This is a genomic window from Cryobacterium aureum, from assembly GCF_002954245.1.
Taxonomy (GTDB): Bacteria; Actinomycetota; Actinomycetes; order Actinomycetales; family Microbacteriaceae; genus Cryobacterium; species Cryobacterium aureum.
The window spans coordinates 305962-323706 of the sequence record NZ_PPTG01000029.1; the positions used below are offsets into that span (position 1 = coordinate 305962).

General features: G+C 65.0%; 16 protein-coding genes and 1 riboswitch. Of the genes, 6 read left to right on the forward strand and 10 right to left on the reverse strand.

All coding sequences use genetic code 11. From position 1 onward, the window contains the following. Positions 1–63: 63 nt before the first annotated feature. On the reverse strand, positions 64–1101 hold the full coding sequence (locus tag CJ028_RS12625; RefSeq protein ID WP_105035571.1) for an extracellular solute-binding protein: 1038 nt from the start codon (positions 1099–1101) through the stop codon (positions 64–66). 236 nt (positions 1102–1337) lie between these two features. On the opposite strand from CJ028_RS12625, the gene CJ028_RS12630 reads away from it, so the two are divergent. From CJ028_RS12630 to CJ028_RS12645, 4 genes are all read left to right on the forward strand, one after another. Further along, entirely contained in the window at positions 1338–2147 is an 810-nt protein-coding gene (locus CJ028_RS12630) for an SDR family NAD(P)-dependent oxidoreductase (protein WP_161498977.1), read from the forward strand. A 94-nt stretch (positions 2148–2241) separates the two neighbouring features. Then, positions 2242–3498: an MFS transporter gene (locus CJ028_RS12635; protein WP_240607238.1), complete on the forward strand. Its 1257-nt coding sequence runs from the start codon at positions 2242–2244 to the stop codon at positions 3496–3498. Between the two features lie 9 nt (positions 3499–3507). Beyond that, positions 3508–4203, forward strand: coding sequence for an endonuclease NucS (gene nucS / locus CJ028_RS12640; protein ID WP_105035573.1), 696 nt, complete (start codon positions 3508–3510; stop codon positions 4201–4203). Positions 4204–4302: 99 nt separating this feature from the next. Continuing rightward, positions 4303–4971, forward strand: a complete 669-nt coding sequence (locus CJ028_RS12645) for an HAD hydrolase-like protein (RefSeq protein WP_240607239.1) — start codon at positions 4303–4305, stop codon at positions 4969–4971. Positions 4972–5055: 84 nt separating this feature from the next. Here the strand turns inward: CJ028_RS12645 and CJ028_RS12650 are convergent, their stop codons facing one another. From CJ028_RS12650 to hxlB, 3 genes are all read right to left on the reverse strand, one after another. Continuing rightward, complete coding sequence (locus CJ028_RS12650) at positions 5056–6486, reverse strand: NAD(P)/FAD-dependent oxidoreductase (protein WP_105035574.1); 1431 nt, start codon at positions 6484–6486, stop codon at positions 5056–5058. A gap of 335 nt (positions 6487–6821) precedes the next feature. Then, entirely contained in the window at positions 6822–7445 is a 624-nt protein-coding gene (gene hxlA, locus CJ028_RS12655; RefSeq protein WP_105035575.1) for a 3-hexulose-6-phosphate synthase, read from the reverse strand. Between the two features lie 57 nt (positions 7446–7502). Then, the gene (hxlB, locus tag CJ028_RS12660; protein WP_105035576.1) at positions 7503–8087 is read right to left on the reverse strand and encodes a 6-phospho-3-hexuloisomerase; all 585 of its coding nucleotides are present in this window, start codon (positions 8085–8087) and stop codon (positions 7503–7505) included. 113 nt (positions 8088–8200) lie between these two features. Here hxlB and CJ028_RS12665 point away from each other — a divergent pair, with 113 nt between their 5' ends. Together CJ028_RS12665 and thiC are read left to right on the forward strand one after the other, a co-directional pair. After that, positions 8201–9058 (forward strand): LuxR C-terminal-related transcriptional regulator, encoded by an 858-nt coding sequence (locus tag CJ028_RS12665; RefSeq protein WP_105035577.1) that lies wholly within the window; start codon positions 8201–8203, stop codon positions 9056–9058. A gap of 157 nt (positions 9059–9215) precedes the next feature. Further along, positions 9216–9323: riboswitch (TPP riboswitch) on the forward strand. Next, positions 9317–10987: a phosphomethylpyrimidine synthase ThiC gene (thiC, locus tag CJ028_RS12670; protein ID WP_105035675.1), complete on the forward strand. Its 1671-nt coding sequence runs from the start codon at positions 9317–9319 to the stop codon at positions 10985–10987. It overlaps the preceding riboswitch by 7 nt. Positions 10988–11040: 53 nt before the next feature. Here the strand turns inward: thiC and CJ028_RS12675 are convergent, their stop codons facing one another. The 6 genes from CJ028_RS12675 to CJ028_RS12700 all read right to left on the reverse strand — a co-directional run bounded on the left by CJ028_RS12675 (position 11041) and on the right by CJ028_RS12700 (position 17639). Then, positions 11041–11508 carry a hypothetical protein gene (locus tag CJ028_RS12675; protein ID WP_105035578.1) on the reverse strand — a complete coding sequence of 156 codons (468 nt, stop codon included), beginning with the start codon at positions 11506–11508 and terminating at the stop codon, positions 11041–11043. A 407-nt stretch (positions 11509–11915) separates the two neighbouring features. Then, positions 11916–13679, reverse strand: coding sequence for an acetyl/propionyl/methylcrotonyl-CoA carboxylase subunit alpha (locus CJ028_RS12680; protein ID WP_105035579.1), 1764 nt, complete (start codon positions 13677–13679; stop codon positions 11916–11918). 9 nt (positions 13680–13688) lie between these two features. Continuing rightward, complete coding sequence (locus CJ028_RS12685) at positions 13689–15326, reverse strand: 5-oxoprolinase subunit B/C family protein (RefSeq protein ID WP_105035580.1); 1638 nt, start codon at positions 15324–15326, stop codon at positions 13689–13691. 3 nt (positions 15327–15329) lie between these two features. Then, entirely contained in the window at positions 15330–16088 is a 759-nt protein-coding gene (locus tag CJ028_RS12690) for a LamB/YcsF family protein (RefSeq protein WP_105035581.1), read from the reverse strand. Then, on the reverse strand, positions 16075–16905 hold the full coding sequence (locus tag CJ028_RS12695; protein ID WP_105035582.1) for an urea carboxylase-associated family protein: 831 nt from the start codon (positions 16903–16905) through the stop codon (positions 16075–16077). Before CJ028_RS12695 ends, CJ028_RS12690 begins: the two co-directional genes overlap by 14 nt. Beyond that, the gene (locus CJ028_RS12700) at positions 16902–17639 is read right to left on the reverse strand and encodes a GntR family transcriptional regulator (protein WP_105035583.1); all 738 of its coding nucleotides are present in this window, start codon (positions 17637–17639) and stop codon (positions 16902–16904) included. Before CJ028_RS12700 ends, CJ028_RS12695 begins: the two co-directional genes overlap by 4 nt. Positions 17640–17745 lie beyond the last annotated feature (106 nt).

Genomic DNA, 17745 nt, shown 5'->3' on the forward strand with positions numbered 1-17745 from the left:
GTAACGCCGGGTAGGGCGCGGCTGCCGACCTGAGCCTGCAACCGCACCTTCACTGCTTCAATATTAGATCAGGCCGTGCTTGCCGAGCAGGGTCTGGGTGTCTTCGAGGGTGTCGAGGTCGGCGAGGTCGAGGTCGGGGTTGACGAGCGAGTCGAGCGCGGGCAAGCCGACCGGGGCATCGATGCCATCGATCAGCGGGTACTCGAAGGTTTCGTCGACGAAGTACTGCTGCGCCTCGGCGCCGACGAGGTAATCGATGAACTCGAGCGCATCGGCGTCCTCGGCGGCTCCGGCGAGCAGGCCGGCGCCGGTGACGTTCACAATGGATCCAGCATCGCCAGCCTCCGGGTAGGAGAGCTGGGCGCGCATGTTGGCCTCGCCGGTTTCGGCGGCTTGGGCGAACCAGTAGTAGTGGTTGATGAGCCCGGCCTCGATGACCCCGTCGTTGACGGCGGCGAGAATGGCGCGGTTGTTGTCGAAGATGACCGGGTTGTTGGCGGCAACGGCCTTGACCCACTCGTCGGCGGCCGCCTCGCCATTCAGCACCCGGTAGGCGGTGACGAAGGCCTGAAAGCTTGCGTTGGTCGGGGCGATGCCGAACTTTCCGGACCAAGCCGGGTCGGTGAAGGCGTCAACGGATGTTGGCACGTCGGCCGCACTCATCGCCTCGCTGTCATAGGTGATCACCCGGGCCCGGCCGGTGACGCCGACCCAGGTGTCGTCGGTCGAGGTGAATCCGGCGGGCGCCGCGTCGGTCGTCGCGGCGGGCAGCGTCGCGAACAGGTCAGCATTGGCGAGAGCGCCGAGCGCACCGGCGTCCTGCGCGAGAAAGACCTGGGCGGGTGTGGCATCGCCCTCTTCGAGCAGCAGTGCGCCGAGCTCGGCCGTGTTGCCGTAACGCACCTCGACGCTGATGCCGCTCTGTTCTTCGAACTGGTCGATGAGCGGCTGGATGAGCGCTTCGTCGCGACCCGAGTAGAGGGTGAAGGCGTTGTCGCTGGTTTCCGCTGGGGTTGACGGCTCGGCGGCCTGGGTGCAGCCGGCAAGGGCAAGGACAGAGGCACCGGCCAGGAGGGCGGCGACAGGGAACGGGATGCGCATGGGACTCCAGAGACGTGGCGAACGATTTCTAAGGTAAGGCTACGCTAACTTTGGCGCCGGGGCGAATCGTGGGTCCGTTCGACAGAGGCAAGCCGCATGGCCTCGCTGGCCGCGACGCCCATCCTGTGGCGGAGAACGCGAGGGGAATAGCCCGCGTCAGCAGACCGTTGACCCCACTGAACGATGCGGTTCAGGCACTCGCTGCCTGTCTCGTCCGATACAAAGGAATGACAATTGTGGATCTAACCAACCGACACGGCATCATCACCGGAGCAGGGCAGGGAATAGGGCGGGCCCTGGCTGTCGAATTCGGATCGCGAGGCGCACATCTGCTCCTGGTCGGCCGAAAAGAGTCAACGCTTACCGCGACCGCCCAATTGGTCGAAGCGGCCGGCGGCACGGCCGAAATTTTGACGCAGGATCTCACCCTGCCCACGAGTGTTGACCGAGTTTTTGAGGCCGTCGAGTCGTGGCCCACCGTCGACCTACTCGTGAACAATGCCGGCAACGTTCGCGCCGGCCGGCTCGAACTGACCAGCGAGGCCGATATTCGATCGATGATCGATCTCAACCTCGTTGCCCCCGTGCTTTTGACCCGGGCTCTATTGCCTCGTCTTCGCGCCGGCGCCGACCGCGACAGCATTATCTTGAACATATCCAGCGGAATCGCTCTCGTCGGCATGCCGTTCTATTCCGTATACGCCGCCACCAAGGCTGGCCTCGCTCGTTTCGGAGAATCCCTGCGGCGCGAATTGACCGGATTGGGAGTGCACGTCGCGACCGTCTACCCGGGCGCGACGGATACGGACATGATGTCATCTCAGAACGCCGCCGCCTCACCGGGCTGGGAGCGTCGATCCCTCGACGACGTCATCACCGATGTGCTGGCCGGGCTGGAGGCCGGCGACCACGAAATCAATACGGCCCCCGAAGGCCGACGTGGCATGCAGGAGCTCAACATCTCAGACCCCATGGCCGTCGATGCCGCGATGGCGCCCGGGCTCGCAGATTTGGAATCCGCGGTTCGAGACCACCGCAGTATCTAGCAGTTCGTTCGGGCGGCATCCGCTATACCTTTGACCTATCTGCCCGAATCGTGTCGAGGCCGTCCACTCCCGTTCAGGAACCCCGTGCCCCCTTGTGATCACCCCCGCTGAGTCTTTCGCGTCCGCCAATAATGCGCCTACACGCCCAGCCCTGCTCGGCTGGCGCAACGCCGTATTCGCGGCGTTCTTCGTGGCCGGGCTCGGCCTGGCCAGCTGGATGTCGCGGGTTCCCGCCGTGCGCGACGGCCTCGACCTCGACACCGCCCAGGTCGGCATTCTGATCTTCGGGCTCTCCGCCGGCTCGGTGATCGGCCTGCTGATCGCCGCGGGCCTGCTCGCTCGCCTCGGTGCCCGCCGGGCCATGCTGCTCAGCACGACGATGTCAGCGACCGGGCTCATGCTCATGGGCGCGGGCGTCACCCTCGTGCCCTCGGCCCCATTCGTGTTCGTGGCCCTCGCGGTCTTCGGCATCGGCATGGGATCCCTCGACGTCATGATGAACGTCGAGGGCGCGGCGGCCGAGCGCGCCATCGGCCGCACGCTCATGCCGCTCATGCATGCCTGCTTCAGCCTCGGTACGGTGGTCGGCGCGCTCGGCGGCGCCGCCGCATCCGCTTGGCAGGTATCGGTGTTCTGGCATCTGTTGGTCATGGCCGTGCTCGTTTTGGGCACGATCGTCGTTGCCGTGCGGTTTCTACCGGCAATCGAGATCGATCCAGAAACGGATGCTCCACGGCTCACCTGGCGTGACCGCCTGCGTGACAGTCTCTCCGTTTGGCGCGACCGCAAACTGCTTCTGATCGGCCTCATCGTGCTCGGCATGACCTTTGCCGAGGGCTCAGCCAACGACTGGCTCGCCCTCGCCTCGGTCGACGGACACGGGTTCAGCAACACCGACGGTGCGATCGTTTTCGGCGTCTTCGTAGCCGCCATGACCGTAGGCCGTGTGATCGGCGGACCGGTGCTCGATCGGTTCGGCCGGGTTCCGGTGCTGCGCGCCTGCGCCGTCGTGGGCATTGCGGGGCTCGTGCTGTTCATCCTCGCGCCGAACACCCTGCTCATCTTCGTCGGCATCGTTCTCTGGGGCCTCGGCGCCTCGCTCGGATTTCCGGTGGGCATGTCGGCGGCCGCCGACGACACCAAGAACGCGGCCGCCCGGGTCAGCGCCGTGGCCATAATCGGCTACTTCGCCTTTTTGGTCGGGCCGCCCGTACTTGGGCTGCTCGGCGAGGCCTGGGGAATTCTCAACGCCCTCTACCTGGTTTTGGTCCTGATGGTGCTGGCCGGGCTGGCGGCCCCGGCGGCGCGGCCGTCGGCATCCGGTGCGAACCATTCGGGCTCACGCGGTTAAGATCGACCAGTGCGCCTTGTAATTGCGAAATGTTCCGTTGAGTATGCCGGGCGCCTCAGCGCGCACCTGCCGATGGCCACCCGCCTGCTGATGCTCAAGTCCGACGGCAGTGTTCTGGTGCACTCCGACGGCGGCTCCTATAAGCCGCTGAACTGGATGAGCCCGCCTTGTTCGGTCACGATCTCCGAACCCGACAGTGATCAAGCGGATGCCGGTATCACCGCCCTTTGGACGGTCACCCATGCCAAGACCGCCGACCAACTCGTGGTCAGCGTCTACGAGGTGCAGCACGATTCAGCGCACGAACTCGGCATCGACCCCGGCCTGATCAAGGACGGCGCCGAGTCACACCTGCAGAAGCTGCTGGCCGAGCACATCCACCTGCTCGGTGACGGCTTCACCTTCGTGCGCCGCGAATACATGACGGCGATCGGGCCCGTCGATATTCTCGCGCAGGACGCGAGCGGCCGATCCGTCGCGGTAGAACTGAAGCGCAACGGTGATATCGACGGCGTCGAGCAGCTCACGCGCTACCTCGAACTCATGAACCGCGACCCACATCTGGCGCCGGTCAGCGGGGTTTTTGCCGCGCAAACGATCAAACCGCAGGCGCGCAAACTGGCCGAGGATCGCGGCATCCGCTGCCTGCTGCTCGACTACGACGCCATGCGGGGGCTGGACGACACGGCCTCGAAGCTCTTCTAGTTCGGCGTACCGCGCAGGCCGACGACCACTAACCGGGCAAAAGCTGAGAAATAATGGGCAAATGGGGGAAGTACGTTGAGATCGCCTAGGCTGGTGCGAGTGAATCCCACTCTGACGCGCACCTGGAGCGCCATCCTCTTTGACCTCGACGGAACCATCACCGATTCCGCCCCGGCCATCACCAGCTCTTTGGCCCGCACCTTCACGTTGCTCGGCCGCCCCGTTCCCTCCGCTGCGGAACTCCTCGCCTATGTCGGCCCGCCGATGCTCGAGGCCTTTCAGGAATACGCGGGCATGACCGCCGACGAAGCCCGCGAGGCCATCTCGGTCTACCGAGCTGAATATCACGGCACTGCAGCGCTGGATACGGCCGTCTTTCCCGGCATCGCCGGTCTGCTTGAGCGCATCCACGCGGCCGGGATTCCGCTTGCCCTGGCCACCAGTAAGCCGGAACTGAGTGCGGTCGCCATCCTGACTCACTTTGACCTCGCGAAGTATTTCACGGCAACGGTCGGTGCCTCCGCTGACGAGACCCGCAGCCACAAGGCCGACATCGTCGCCGAGGCCCTGGCGCGCCTCGCAGCAACCGGCGTCGACACCAGCGGTGCCGTCATGGTCGGCGACCGCAGCTACGACGCCATCGGCGCCCAGGCCAACGGCATTCCCGCCATTTTGGTGGAGTGGGGCTACGGCTCGCCCGCCGAAGCCGCCGCGGCGACCGCCGTGGTGCACTCGACCGACCAACTCGGCCGGTTGCTGCTCGGCTGATCCCTACCGGCCGGGGGCGCGTGCAGCTTTCGGCCGCGCGCGCAGCAAACCGTGTGCCGTCCGTCGCCTCGCGTGCCCCAGCCGCTAGGAGTCAAAGCCGAGGCCCAACGCGTCGAGGGTCTTGAGTAGGGCGTTGCGCTTGCCGCGGTTGTGGTCGGCGCGGTCCAGCGCCCACCGGGTGGCCTGAATTCCAGCGGATGCGATCGGTTCCGGCGGGAACGAAAGCGGACGGCCCCGCACCATCGCCAGTTCAGTGCGCTCAGTGGTGCGGCCGGCCAGCTGGTCGAGCATTACCCGGGCGGCGAAGTGCGTCGCGCCGACGCCGAGGCCGGTGAATCCGGCCGCGTAGCTGATGCGCCCGCCGCGAGCCTGCCCGAAGAAGGCGCAAAACTGGGTCGAAGTGTCGATGGCACCGGCCCATTTGTGGCTGAACCGCACCCCGGCCAGCTGCGGAAACGTCGTGAAGAAGTGACTCGCGAGCTTGGCAAAGGTCTCCGGCCGGTTCTCATAGCCGCTGCGCACCTGGCGGCCGTAGTGATAGACCGCGTCGTAGCCGCCGAACAGAATGCGATTGTCGGCGCTCAGCCGGTAGTAGTGAAACTGGTTGGCCAGGTCACTGAGGCCCTGCCTGTGCTGCCAGCCGATCGCGGCGAGCTGGTTCGCGTCGAGCGGTTCGGTCATGAGCACGTAATCATAGACCGGCACGGTCAAAAGTTTGTTGCGCTTGAGCAGGGACGGAAAGACGTTCGTGGCGAGGGCTGTCTTTCGGGCGGTCACGGTACCGCCTGCCGTCACGACCCGGGTGCCGTGTGCCGTCGTGAGTCCGGCCGTGTCGAGGTTCTGCACGAGCGAATGCTCGAAGATCTCGACCCCGAGGTCGGTGGCCACGCGGGCCAGCTCGGCGGCGAGCTTGCCGGGATGCACGAGGGCGTTGCTGGCTTGATGCCAGACCCCGGCCAGGTAGGTCGGTGAGGCAACCTCCGCCTGCACCGCCGTCTGGTCCAGAAACACGGTGTTCTCGTCGGCCTTCTCCTCGCGCAGCCACTCCACCTGGTGCTCCTCGACCGCGAGGTCAATGGCCCCCGTGCGCTCGAAATCGCAGTTCAGGCCGAGTGATGCCACCGCTCGCTCGATGTCGTCGAGGTTCTCGTGGCCGAGCTCGGTCAGCCGGTCGATCTCCTGCGGCCAGCGCGTGCGCCCGTTCGCTTCGCCGTGGGTGAGACTCGCCTCGCAGAAACCGCCGTTCCGACCGGATGCCGCCCAGCCGATCGTGCGTGCCTCCAGCAGCACCACGCGCGCCGCCGGATTCTGCTGCTTGGCCAGCACCGCACTCCATAGTCCGAGGTAGCCGCCGCCGACGATCGCCAGGTCGCAGGTGAGATTGCCGGAGAGCCGCGGATAGTTCGCCCGCGGCGCGAGGTCGTCGAGCCAGAAGGAGCCTTGCCGGGTGCCGGCGAGCGAGGCTGCAACAACGGATGCTGCGGGCCGGGCTCGGTCGAAAATCGTGCTGCTCATGCGGGATGCGCGTCCTCTCGCGGCGACGATGCCGCCACTTGGTCTGGGCGCCACCAGCCTAGCGGCGCCCTCGACACAGCGGGCCGCCGCGACATCGCGGCCCGCAGGATCCGCTCCGGAGGGAAGTTCGTGACCTGTCCATTTCCTGGACGGGGCCCGGGCCCCGTCCCTGGGCCCAGTTTATAGACTGGGCCCGCGTTCCGGGCCCGGGCCCCGTCCCAAATCCGACGCGACCGGGTGTTCCGGAACGGATTCTGCCGGCGGTGAGCGCGGGCATCCGCAACGCAGAAGTGCCGCCCCGCGGAAGCGGGACGGCACCAGATGAAACGCTGGGACTAGATGATCGCGGCGCGCAGAGCGGCAGCGGCAGCGGCCGGGTCCTCGGCGCCGTAGATCGCTCCGCCGGCAACGGCGACCGTTGCTCCGGCGCGCTGCACCGAGGCGATGGTCGCCAGGCTCACGCCACCGGCGAGGGAGAATGGAACCTTGGCGGTTTCGCCCTGGTTGAGCAGTGTTGCGAGCGAGAAGCCGGGCTCGGCCTGCTCGTCGAGTCCAGCGTGCATCTCGACGAACTGGGCGCCGAGCGCGGTGACCTCGCGGGCACGGGTGACCTTGTCGGCGACGCCGATGAGGTCGACGACGATGCCCTTGCCGTGCTTGGTCGCGGCGGCGACGGCACCGATGATGGTGCTGTCCCCGGCCGTGCCGAGCACTGTCACGAGGTCGGCCCCGGCGGCGAAGGCGATGTCGGCTTCGAGCTCGCCGGCATCCATCGTCTTGAGATCGGCGAAGACGATCTTGTCGGGGTGCGCGGCCTTAATCGCGGTGACGGCGCGCAGGCCCTCTGCCTTGATCAGCGGGGTGCCGAGCTCGATGATGTCGACGTGCGGGGCGACCTGCGCGGCGAGCGCGAGTGCGGCGTCGGTGGTCAGTACGTCCATTGCAACCTGAAGCTTCATGGGGTTCTGCTTTCTGTTAGTGATTAAGAGTGGAAAGTTCGTGTGGAGCCGCGTGCCTCATTCGAGGTTGGCATGACGCGGCCAGAGCTGTTCGGCCGTGGCCCCGCTTCGCTGCCAGAGCGTGTGAAACAGGGCATCGCCAACGAGCAGCACGGCCTGCTCGAACAGTCCGCCCGAATACTGGGCTGACACCGCTCCGGCATGATCCTGCTTGGTGGCGGCCGGAATGACCACGGTTACCGTAGCGAGCCGCCCGAGCGGCGACTCGGGAGCAGTGGTGAGTGCGAGAATGATCGCACCCACGCCGTGCGCCGTTTCGGCGGCACGCACAATGGCGCCCGTCGTTCCGGATCCGCTCGCGACCAGCAACAGATCGCCAGAGGCGATTGCCGGGCTGGTCACCTCGCCGACGACGTGAACGTCGAGTCCGAGATGCATCAGCCGCATAGCGGTCATCTTCAGCGCCAAGCCGGAGCGACCCGCACCCAGCACGAATACTCGGGGCGCCGCAGCGAGTACAGCGACCGCCTCGTCGAGCGATGAAGCGGATGCAGACCGCAGCGCGTCGACGACGTGGCTGTTCTCAGCGAAAATGAGGCCAAGGGCATCCGCTGTAGTTGGGGTGGTTATTGTTTCGGTCATAGGTCAATACTCCACTCCTTCGAGCGGGAATACTGCCCGCCAAAAGAATGGTTTAACTACCCAAACGGATGGCTCTGAGTGGGAATCAGGGATGACCCGGGTAGGCTAGACCTATGACGATCTTCGCAACCTCCCCCGAGCCCGGCACTCGCCCTGCCGGTTTATCCGCGCAGACCGCGCGCAGCGCGGCGGCCGAGCGCTCGAAACTCATCGCCGACCTGACTGACGCGCACGCGACCACGCTGGAAACCCTGCTCGCCGTGCTGCGCTCGGGCAGCACCAGTGACACGGCCGCCCGCCAGAAAGCCACCGAACTGGCCGCCGCTGCGATGGTAACGCTGCGCGCGGTGAGTGACCTCGATCGCAGCCTCACCGAAGAGCCCGTGGCCCGCGCCTTCGAACGTCTCAAGAACGACCTGCGTCCGCTCGTGCGCTTCGGCGACCTCGACGTGCAGTTCATCGAGCCACCGGTCAACGGCCGCGCCCTGCCCGGTGAAGTCGCGCACGAAGCCCGCGCCATCGTGCGCGGCGCGGTACTCGCCCTGGTCGAGCAGCCCGGGGTTGCGCGGGTGCGCGTGCAGTGGGACTGCGACGGCAGCAACCTGCTGATTCGCATTCGCGACGACGGACCGGGCGACCTCGACGCGGAGGTTCCCAGTGTGCGTCAGCTCGCCGCCCGCGTCGTCGCGCTCAGCGGCACCCTGGGCGTCCAGTCGACGGCGGGCTGGGGGTCGGAGATGGCGGTGTCGCTGCCGCTCGACGCGCCCACGGCATCCGTTTCTGCTGCTGCGGCCTGGGGGCTCAGCCCGCGCGAGCGCGGCGTGCTTGAACTGGTGGCGTCGGGCGCGCGCAACAAGGCCATCGCCGAGGCGCTGACCATCAGCGAGAACACGGTCAAGTTTCACGTGGCCAATCTGCTGCGCAAGGTCGGTGCCTCGACCCGCGCCGAACTGGCCGCCCTCGCCCGCTGACCGGATGCCCGGCGCCAGCTCCCGGACCGCCGCAGACTCACCGCGCCAGCTCCCGACGGTCGCGCCACCTATGCCTGGCGCGGTGATCCATAACGGGCGCGGTGACCGCCTAGCGTGGCCAAGCTCGACCCACGCTAAGGTGAAGGGGTCAGAAGACACACACCACCACGGGAGCGCGCACCAGCGAGCTGAGAGGACGGCCAGGGCCGTCGACCGTTGAACCTGTCCGGGTAATGCCGGCGTAGGAAGTTCGATTACATGCGCACAATTGACGAATCAACCATCTCCCAAACCGTCACCACTGGCCCGATCCAGGGCAGCACTAAACGCTACGAACCCGTGCAAGACTGGCCCGGGCTTCACATTCCGGTCCGCCGCGTGAACCTCAGCAACGGCGAGCACTTCGACCTGTACGACACGTCCGGCCCGTACACCGACGTTGAAGCCACCATCGACCTTGAGCAGGGGCTGCCGGCGACCCGGGCCGGGTGGGAACATCCACTGCCCGTCGACGGCGCCGCCACCCAGCTGGTCTGGGCTCGCGCCGGCATTGTCACCCCCGAGATGGCCTACATCGCCGCGCGCGAGGGCGTCGCGGTCGAGCTCGTGCGCGACGAAGTGGCCCGCGGCCGGGCCGTCATCCCAGCCAACCGAATGCACCCCGAGAGCGAGCCGATGATCATCGGCAAGGCCTTCACCGTGAAGATCAACGCGAATATTGGCAACTCCGCCGTGACCTCGTCGATCGCCGAAGAGGTCGAGAAAATGGTCTGGGCGGCACGCTGGGGCGCCGACACCCTGATGGACCTCTCGACCGGCAAGGACATCCACCTCACTCGGGAATGGATCATGCGCAACTCACCCATTCCGGTGGGCACCGTTCCGCTTTACCAAGCCGTCGAGAAGGTCAACGGCGACCCGGCACTGCTCACCTGGGAGATCTACCGCGACACCGTGATCGAGCAGTGCGAGCAGGGCGTCGACTACATGACCGTGCATGCCGGCGTGCTGCTGCGCTACGTGCCGCTCACCGCGAACCGGGTCACCGGCATCGTCTCGCGCGGCGGCTCGATCATGGCCGCCTGGTGCCTCGCGCACCACCAGGAAAGCTTTCTGTACACCCATTTCGTGGAGCTGTGCGAGATTCTGCGCCGTTACGATGTGACCTTCTCCCTCGGTGACGGCCTGCGCCCCGGGTCGATCGCCGACGCCAACGACGAGGCCCAGTTCGCCGAGCTGCGCACCCTCGGCGAGCTCACCAAGGTCGCGAAATCCTACGGCGTGCAGGTGATGATCGAGGGGCCAGGCCACGTGCCGATGCACAAGATCGTCGAGAACGTGCGTCTCGAGGAGGAACTCTGCGAGGAAGCCCCTTTCTACACGCTCGGCCCGCTCGCCACCGATATCGCCCCGGCCTACGACCACATCACGAGTGCGATCGGCGCGGCCATCATCGCCCAGGCCGGCACTGCCATGCTCTGCTACGTCACGCCAAAGGAACACCTCGGGCTCCCCAACCGCGACGATGTGAAGACCGGCGTGATCACCTACAAGATCGCCGCCCATTCCGCCGACCTGGCCAAGCAGCATCCCCGCGCGCAGGAGCGCGACGACGCCCTTAGTCGCGCCCGGTTCGAGTTTCGCTGGACAGACCAGTTCGCGCTCTCCCTCGACCCGGATACCGCGCAGAGTTTCCATGACGAGACGCTGCCGGCCGGCCCGGCCAAGGCTGCCCATTTCTGCAGCATGTGCGGTCCGAAGTTCTGTTCCATGCGCATTTCAGCGGATGTCCGGGTGTACGCCGCAGAGAACGGCCTCACCAGCCTCGAGGCGATCGAGGCCGGGATGGCCGAGAAGTCGGCCGAATTCACTCGCCTCGGCAGCTCGGTCTACCTGCCGCTGCGGGTGCTCGGAGCCGACGAGCACTGATCTGTGAGTACTGATCTCGGCGACTGTCGCGGCTGAAAGCTCGAGGACTCGCACTACTTGCTGAACAGGCGACCGAAGAAACCCATCTTCTTGGTCCAGCCGTTCTGCTCCAGAAAAACGAACAACGGCGTCTTGATTTGTGAGGTCGAGAAGGAGTACGACAGCACGGGAGAAACACCGTTTTTGGTCTTGTTGATTCCGCCGAACTCGAAGCTGGATTCCTTGCCATAGGACTTTCCGGAGGACACGCTCGTGCCAAAGGAAAGTCCGCCGCCGTTCAGGGAGACACTCGTCGAGGTCTGCCGCTCGGAGTAGTCGTAGGTGTCCTCCTTCTCGTCGAAGGTGACGATGATCTTGTACTTCTTGTCGATCGCGGCCGCTTCGGTCGGGTAGAGCGAGATTGCGCTCACGATATCCCATTGACCGACGAGGGTCTTGCCCTTCGCCTCGAAGGTATACGGTTCGCCGTCGATATTCAGGGATGGAACGAGCTCCAGGAGCTTTTCTAGGGTGGTGGTCATGCGACGAGCCTAGAGTTGTAGGCCAACTCGCCGCCCCCTCCCCTTCGGGGCCGCACTCCTCGGCATCCGCATACTGCTCGCAGGTGATCAGATAGCTGACCCGCACGAGCGGGTACACACCGGCAGCGCTACTGTGCCGGTCGACATCGATGACGAGGTCGTTCGGGTTCTCGCGCGGCACCACGGGTGAGGCGTCGACGCGTGAGTTTGCCCGCGAAAAATGCCTCGTAACGCACGGCTCGGCGTGGGTCCCAACCGAAAACTCACGGCTGGACGAGCGGCAGGTTGCCGCTACTCGAGCCCGTTCGTATGCCTCCGCGGTGCCATCACGAGCGACGAAGAGGCACCATCTACGACTACTTCGGCGTGAGCATCGTCGCCACCGCCCCCGCCGAGGTGACCGCGGGTCACACCGGCGAGTCCGGTCCGGCGTCGATCAACACGATCGTGTCCCCTGATGTGATATTCCCACCGATTCCGTAACCGAGGTCACCGACAATACCGTCTCGGTGGGCGGTCACGGTGGATTCCATCTTCATGGCTTCGAGAATAAGAATCGGCTGACCCTGAGTCACTGTTTCACCGGAACGTACCAACCACTTCACGACCGATCCACTCGTCGGCGATCGCAGCGCTCGAGCGTCTTCGGTCGCCGAGGGTTGCTGCCGCTGGTCCGTCGACAGAGAACTGCTGTCACGTCCAACCAGTGGTTCGCACAATGACGCCGGGAGCCCCAGCGCCATCCGCTTGCCGTTCAATTCGATGGTGATCGTCCGTCGCGGTTCCTCCGGCGGCGTCGGTGAGAATTGCGGATCACCACCGATTCGATTCACGAACTCGGCCTCGATCCACCCGGTGTAGACACCGAGTCGGTCTTCTGCCGTGAAGGCCGCATCATCGACCACGGCCCGATGAAAAGGAAGCACAGTCGGAAGGCCGGTTATTTCGCATTCGGCCAGCGCACGACGAGCCCGGCGCAGGGCCTGCTCCCGCGTCGCACCCGTGACGATGAGCTTGGCCAGCAGCGAATCAAACTCGGGCGGAACGATTGAACCGCTGCGCACGCCGGAATCCACCCGGATTCCCGGCCCCGACGGGATCGTGAAGCTGGCAACCCGGCCGGGAGAGGGCAAGAATCCACGGCCGACATCTTCGGCATTGATCCGAAACTCAAAGGCATGCCCGCACGGTTCCACATCGTGCAGTACAGGCACGGGCCGGCCGTCCGCGATGGCCAACTGCGCCAACACGATATCGATTCCCGACGTTTCTTCGGTGACGGGGTGCTCAACCTGCAACCGGGTATTCACCTCAAGAAAAGACACCGAGCCATCTTCGGCGATGAGGTACTCAACCGTTCCCGCGCCGACGTACTCCACTTCGCGGCAGATCGCCTTGGCTGACGTGACAATCTCATCGTGTTGTGCGGCACTGAGAAAGGGCGCAGGGGCTTCTTCGACCAGCTTTTGATTTCGACGTTGGAGCGAACAATCACGGGTACCGACGACGATCACATTGCCGTGGCTGTCGGCCAGAATTTGGGCTTCGACGTGCCGCGGGCGATCGAGAAAGCGCTCGACATAACACTCGCCGCGGCCGAAGGCGGCTTGCGACTCACGTACCGCGGCCGCGAAAGCCTCCGGAATTTCATCGAGCTCGCGAACGATTTTCAGGCCGCGACCGCCGCCGCCGAACGCTGCCTTGATGGCAATGGGAAGCCCTTCACGCGCGGCAAACTCCTCCACCTCCGAGGCGTTGCTCACCGTACCGGTGGAGCCGACGACGAGCGGGGCACCAACCTTGATCGCGATCTCCCGAGCAGAGACTTTGTTTCCCAACAACCGGATTGCCCGCGGCGTCGGACCGATCCAGGTCAGGCCGGCGTCGATCACGGCGTCGGCAAAGTCAGCATTCTCAGACAGGAAACCATAGCCGGGATGCACCGCATCGGCACCCGATGCCCGCGCGCAGGCCAGCAATTTCGTGGCGTTCAGGTAGGTTTCGGCCGGGCTGACTCCGTTGAGCGCCCAGGCCTCCGAGGCCAGGCTGACGTGCCACGCGTCAGCGTCGATATCTGCGTAGACGGCCACCGAGCGAAGGCCGGCGTCGTCGCAGGCGCGAATAATCCGAATGGCTATTTCGCCTCGATTGGCGATGAGAACTTTCTTCATAGGCCTCGATCACTCCTGGTTTTGGGCATTACTCGTGGTGCGAAAATCTGCACGGACAACGGGTGCAGTCGGCACACTGACAAAGCGGATGCGTGAAGCAGCCGGAAGCTGGGCCGCACGATCGATATCCGCATCCAGCACGACGCCGAGTACGGGATACCCACCCGTCACCGGGTGGTCGGCGAGGAACAAGACGGGAAGTCCCGAAGGCGGTATCTGGATCGACCCGTTCAAAGTGCCTTCGCTCGCCATCTCGCCCGGTCGGCTGCGCAGCAACGGTTCTCCCGACAGACGGATGCCGATTCGGTTGGATTGCGTCGTCACAGTCCATTCCTGAGCACCGAACCGGGCTAGGGTATGCGCGCTGAACCACGATGCGCGGGGCCCCGGAGTGAAACGGAGTTCCGTCACGCTTGCTACGTCGGGCAGGTCCGGGCGGCCCAGCTCTGGATTGCCGACGATACCGCCGGTTCGCAGGAGTACAACAGCGAGTTGAGTCTCGGCGGTGAGCGCACTCGTGCCGAGGCCGGACAGCGTGTCGGTAGACCGACTGCCCAAGGTGACAGCGCCATCGATCCCGCCACGAACGGCGACATAGCTGCGCACCCCGCGGCGCGGCGCGCCGATGGTCAGCCGTTCACCGGCGAGGAGTGCGAACGCCATCTCGCTCGCCACTTCGCGCCCCGTGGCGTCTGCTGCCCGCCGGATGTGTAGGGTAGCGTCTGCGCCGGTGACGGCGAGAACCTGATCCGATCCGGCTTCCAGCGTCAGGCCGCCCAGTGCGTGCTCGAGCCCGGCCGCTCCCCGAGAATTGCCGACGAGCCGATTGGCCCGCGCGAGCGCTCCCCGGTCGAGCGCTCCCGATTGCGTGACGCCGAGGTGGGCGAGCCCGGGCCGACCGAGATCCTGCACCGTCGTCTGCAGCCCTGGGGAGATGACACGGAGGCCTCCCGCGGGGGGTTCACTCGACAGCTCAGCTGCTCGGGTGTGGCCACTCGCCGCCGCGGCTTGAGCGCGAACCGGACGAAATCGCACGCGGCATCCGGGTCGCAGCAGGGCAGGGTCGGCACGATCAAGGTTCCAGAGATCGGCGTCGGTGCGTCCGATCAGCTGCCATCCTCCGGGTGACGCACGAGGGTAGATCGCCGAATAGTTATTGCCGAGGGCTACTGACCCTTCGGGAACCAGCACCCGCGGGATATCCTGGCGCGGCACGGTCAGCTTCTCGTTCTCCCCGATGAGGTACGCGAAACCGGGCGCGAAGCCGCCGAAGGCGGCCTTCCAGAGCTGGGAGCTGTGAGCGGCCACGACACTCTCCCTGGTCATCCCGGTGAGCAGCCCCACACCGTCCAGATCGGGTCCGTCATAAACCGTGTCGATGGTGATCAGGTCTGAATGAGTCAGCCCGGAACCTATGGCCTGATTGGCGAGATCGAATTGCTGAAGTCGCTGAGCCAGGGAGTGCAGGGCCTGCGTCGTGCGAGTCGTCACCACGACGGTCCCCGCTCCGGCGATGACATCGACCTGACCTGAAGCAGGGTTGATCGTCAGTTCAGACTGCACGGCCAATACGTCGGCGAGTGACTCCAATTCCACGAGCAGAGCTCGGTCGCTGAGCAGCTGCACCGACTCGATCCGTCGCGGCATTCGCTAGACGAAACTTTGAACGTTGATGCCGGCTTCACCGAGCGCTGATCGTATCGTTGCAGCCATACTGGCCGCCCCCGGCGTGTCACCGTGCAAACAGATGCTCTCCACGGGCAGAGTGATGACGGTGCCGTCCAGGCAGCGCACCTGTCCGGATTCGGCGAGCAGAATGGCCTGGTCCGTGACAGCGGCAACCGAGTGCAGCACCGATCCGGGCAGAGTCCGGGAGACCAGCGTCCCATCCGGGTGGTACGCCCGGTCGGCAAACGCCTCGGCAACCGTTCGCAGACCAGCCGCACGCGCGACAGATTCAATCGTCGAGTTCGGTAACACCATGATCGGCAGTGCAGTGTCGACGGCGAGGATCGCTTCGACGACTGCGCGGGCTTGAACCTCGTGGTGAGCAATGGTGTTGTACAGGGCGCCGTGCGGTTTGACGTACGAGACTCGAGTACCAGAGACCCTCGCGAGCGCCTGCAGGGCCCCGACCTGATAGATCACGTCGTTGGTGAGATCGCGGGGTTCGATATCAAGAAACCGACGGCCGAAGCCGACCAGGTCGCGATATCCCGGATGAGCGCCCACCGTGACCCCCGCGGCGGCCGCAGCCTCGCAGGTCGACCGAATAGTGCTGGGGTCGCCGGCGTGAAAGCCGCAGGCGACGTTGACGCTCGTCACCGAAGCGATTACCAGCGCGTCGTCGCCGAACGTCCAATTGCCAAACGACTCTCCGACGTCGCTGTTGAGGTCAATCGTTGACATAGCGCAGTCCGTGCTGGCCGGAGTAGGCGGCAAACTTCGGTTCGCTCCACTGGCCGAGGAGGACTGGGTCCAGCCGATGAACCTCGATGCCGATGGGATGGCAGAATTCCAGGGGGTCCTGAGCGTCGGGTCCCCACAATGGAACGGATAAATCACCGCCCGGGCAGGTGGACAGCGCCACGAGAAGGTCAGTCTCGGCAAAGAATTCAAAGTAGTCGCCGGGTGTGGCTGGGCAGGCTTTCATGAAGTATTGATCGTTCTCGTTGAGCCCCGTGCACTGAAAGACGTTGAGCACGTCGTGCACATCGAGTTCCGTCAACCCATAGGGCAGGATGGCGCGGGTCAGGTTGGAATGACAGTGCACGTCATCGTCGATCCCGGTCAGCATCCGGTTGACATACGGATCGCAACGAGTTCCCAGGGTGTCGTGAACACGGCCACCATCCTGGTCGACACCATAGTTTTCGAGCGTGTCAGCGACGATCGTCGCCAGGGGCCGCAGGTACGGGAGAGTCGACCAGAATCGGTCATAAGTCGAGACGTGGGCCGCATGCAACTGACGTGTTCGCGCCGCCCAGAACCGTTCGCGGGGATTGTCGAAACTCCACATGTTCAGATCGCCGACCTGTGGCCCATCCACCGTCAGAATACGGCAGACGTGGCCAGCGGGAACCTTCCACGCCCGGCCACTCCGAATGGGGATGGTGAATTGCTCGGTCAGCTCCCGCCCGGCACCACTAGCGATGCGCCCGTAGAACTCGCGATCCACATCGAGGGGACTTCCGGCGGTGGCCTGATAGGCGGCTTGAACGCTCACTGTATTGTCTGTCCTTCGATTAGGGCGCTGTCGCGCCGGGGAAACGCTTTTGCACGGCTAGCGCGAATGGCGTCGATGATGAGCGCTTCAGAGCTCTCGAGGTACCTGTCTAACTCGGCCGCGGCATCCGCTCGACGACCCGCCAGAATCAGCGACGCGAGCTGAGCGTCTCGCGCAACCCATTCGAATTGAAACTCAGATTCATCGGGCATGACTGAGAACACAAGCCGTAACTGGGCCAGGATATTAGCGAAGAAGGCATCGAGCCGCGGTGAGCCACACAACCCGACGAGCGCCTGATGGAACTCCAGGCTGGCCGTCCCGACATCGCGCCACCGAGAGTTGTGATTTGCGTCAGAGGCGAGGTTCACGGCTCGCGAAATCGAGGTGAGCTGTTCCCTGGTGGCGCGGGAACTGCCGAGGATCGCAGCGGTTTCCAATGCGCGGCGCACCGCATAGATGTCACGGGCGTCGTCCTCGGTGAGAATGCGTACCGCGCTACCGATGTGGAGCTGGGTGGTGACGAGACCGTCACTCGTGAGCTGTCGGATGGCATCGCGGAGCGTGTTTCGAGAGACCTGGAATTGCGCAGCTAGCTGCACGTCCTTCAAGCGGGTGCCCGGCATCAGGTGCCCCTGCAGAATCGCTGCCCGCAGGGCCACTGCAACCCGGTCGGCCGTCAGGGCCTCCACGGGTTGCGCTGAGACGACATCCACCCCGACGTCTTTCATCATCAATCCGCTCTCTTATTGCTGAACAATAATAATCCGCTCACCGGTCTCTATACGGAGCTTACTTCTCCATGCCTGCAAATATCTCGCCGATTTGAGAATTTACTTT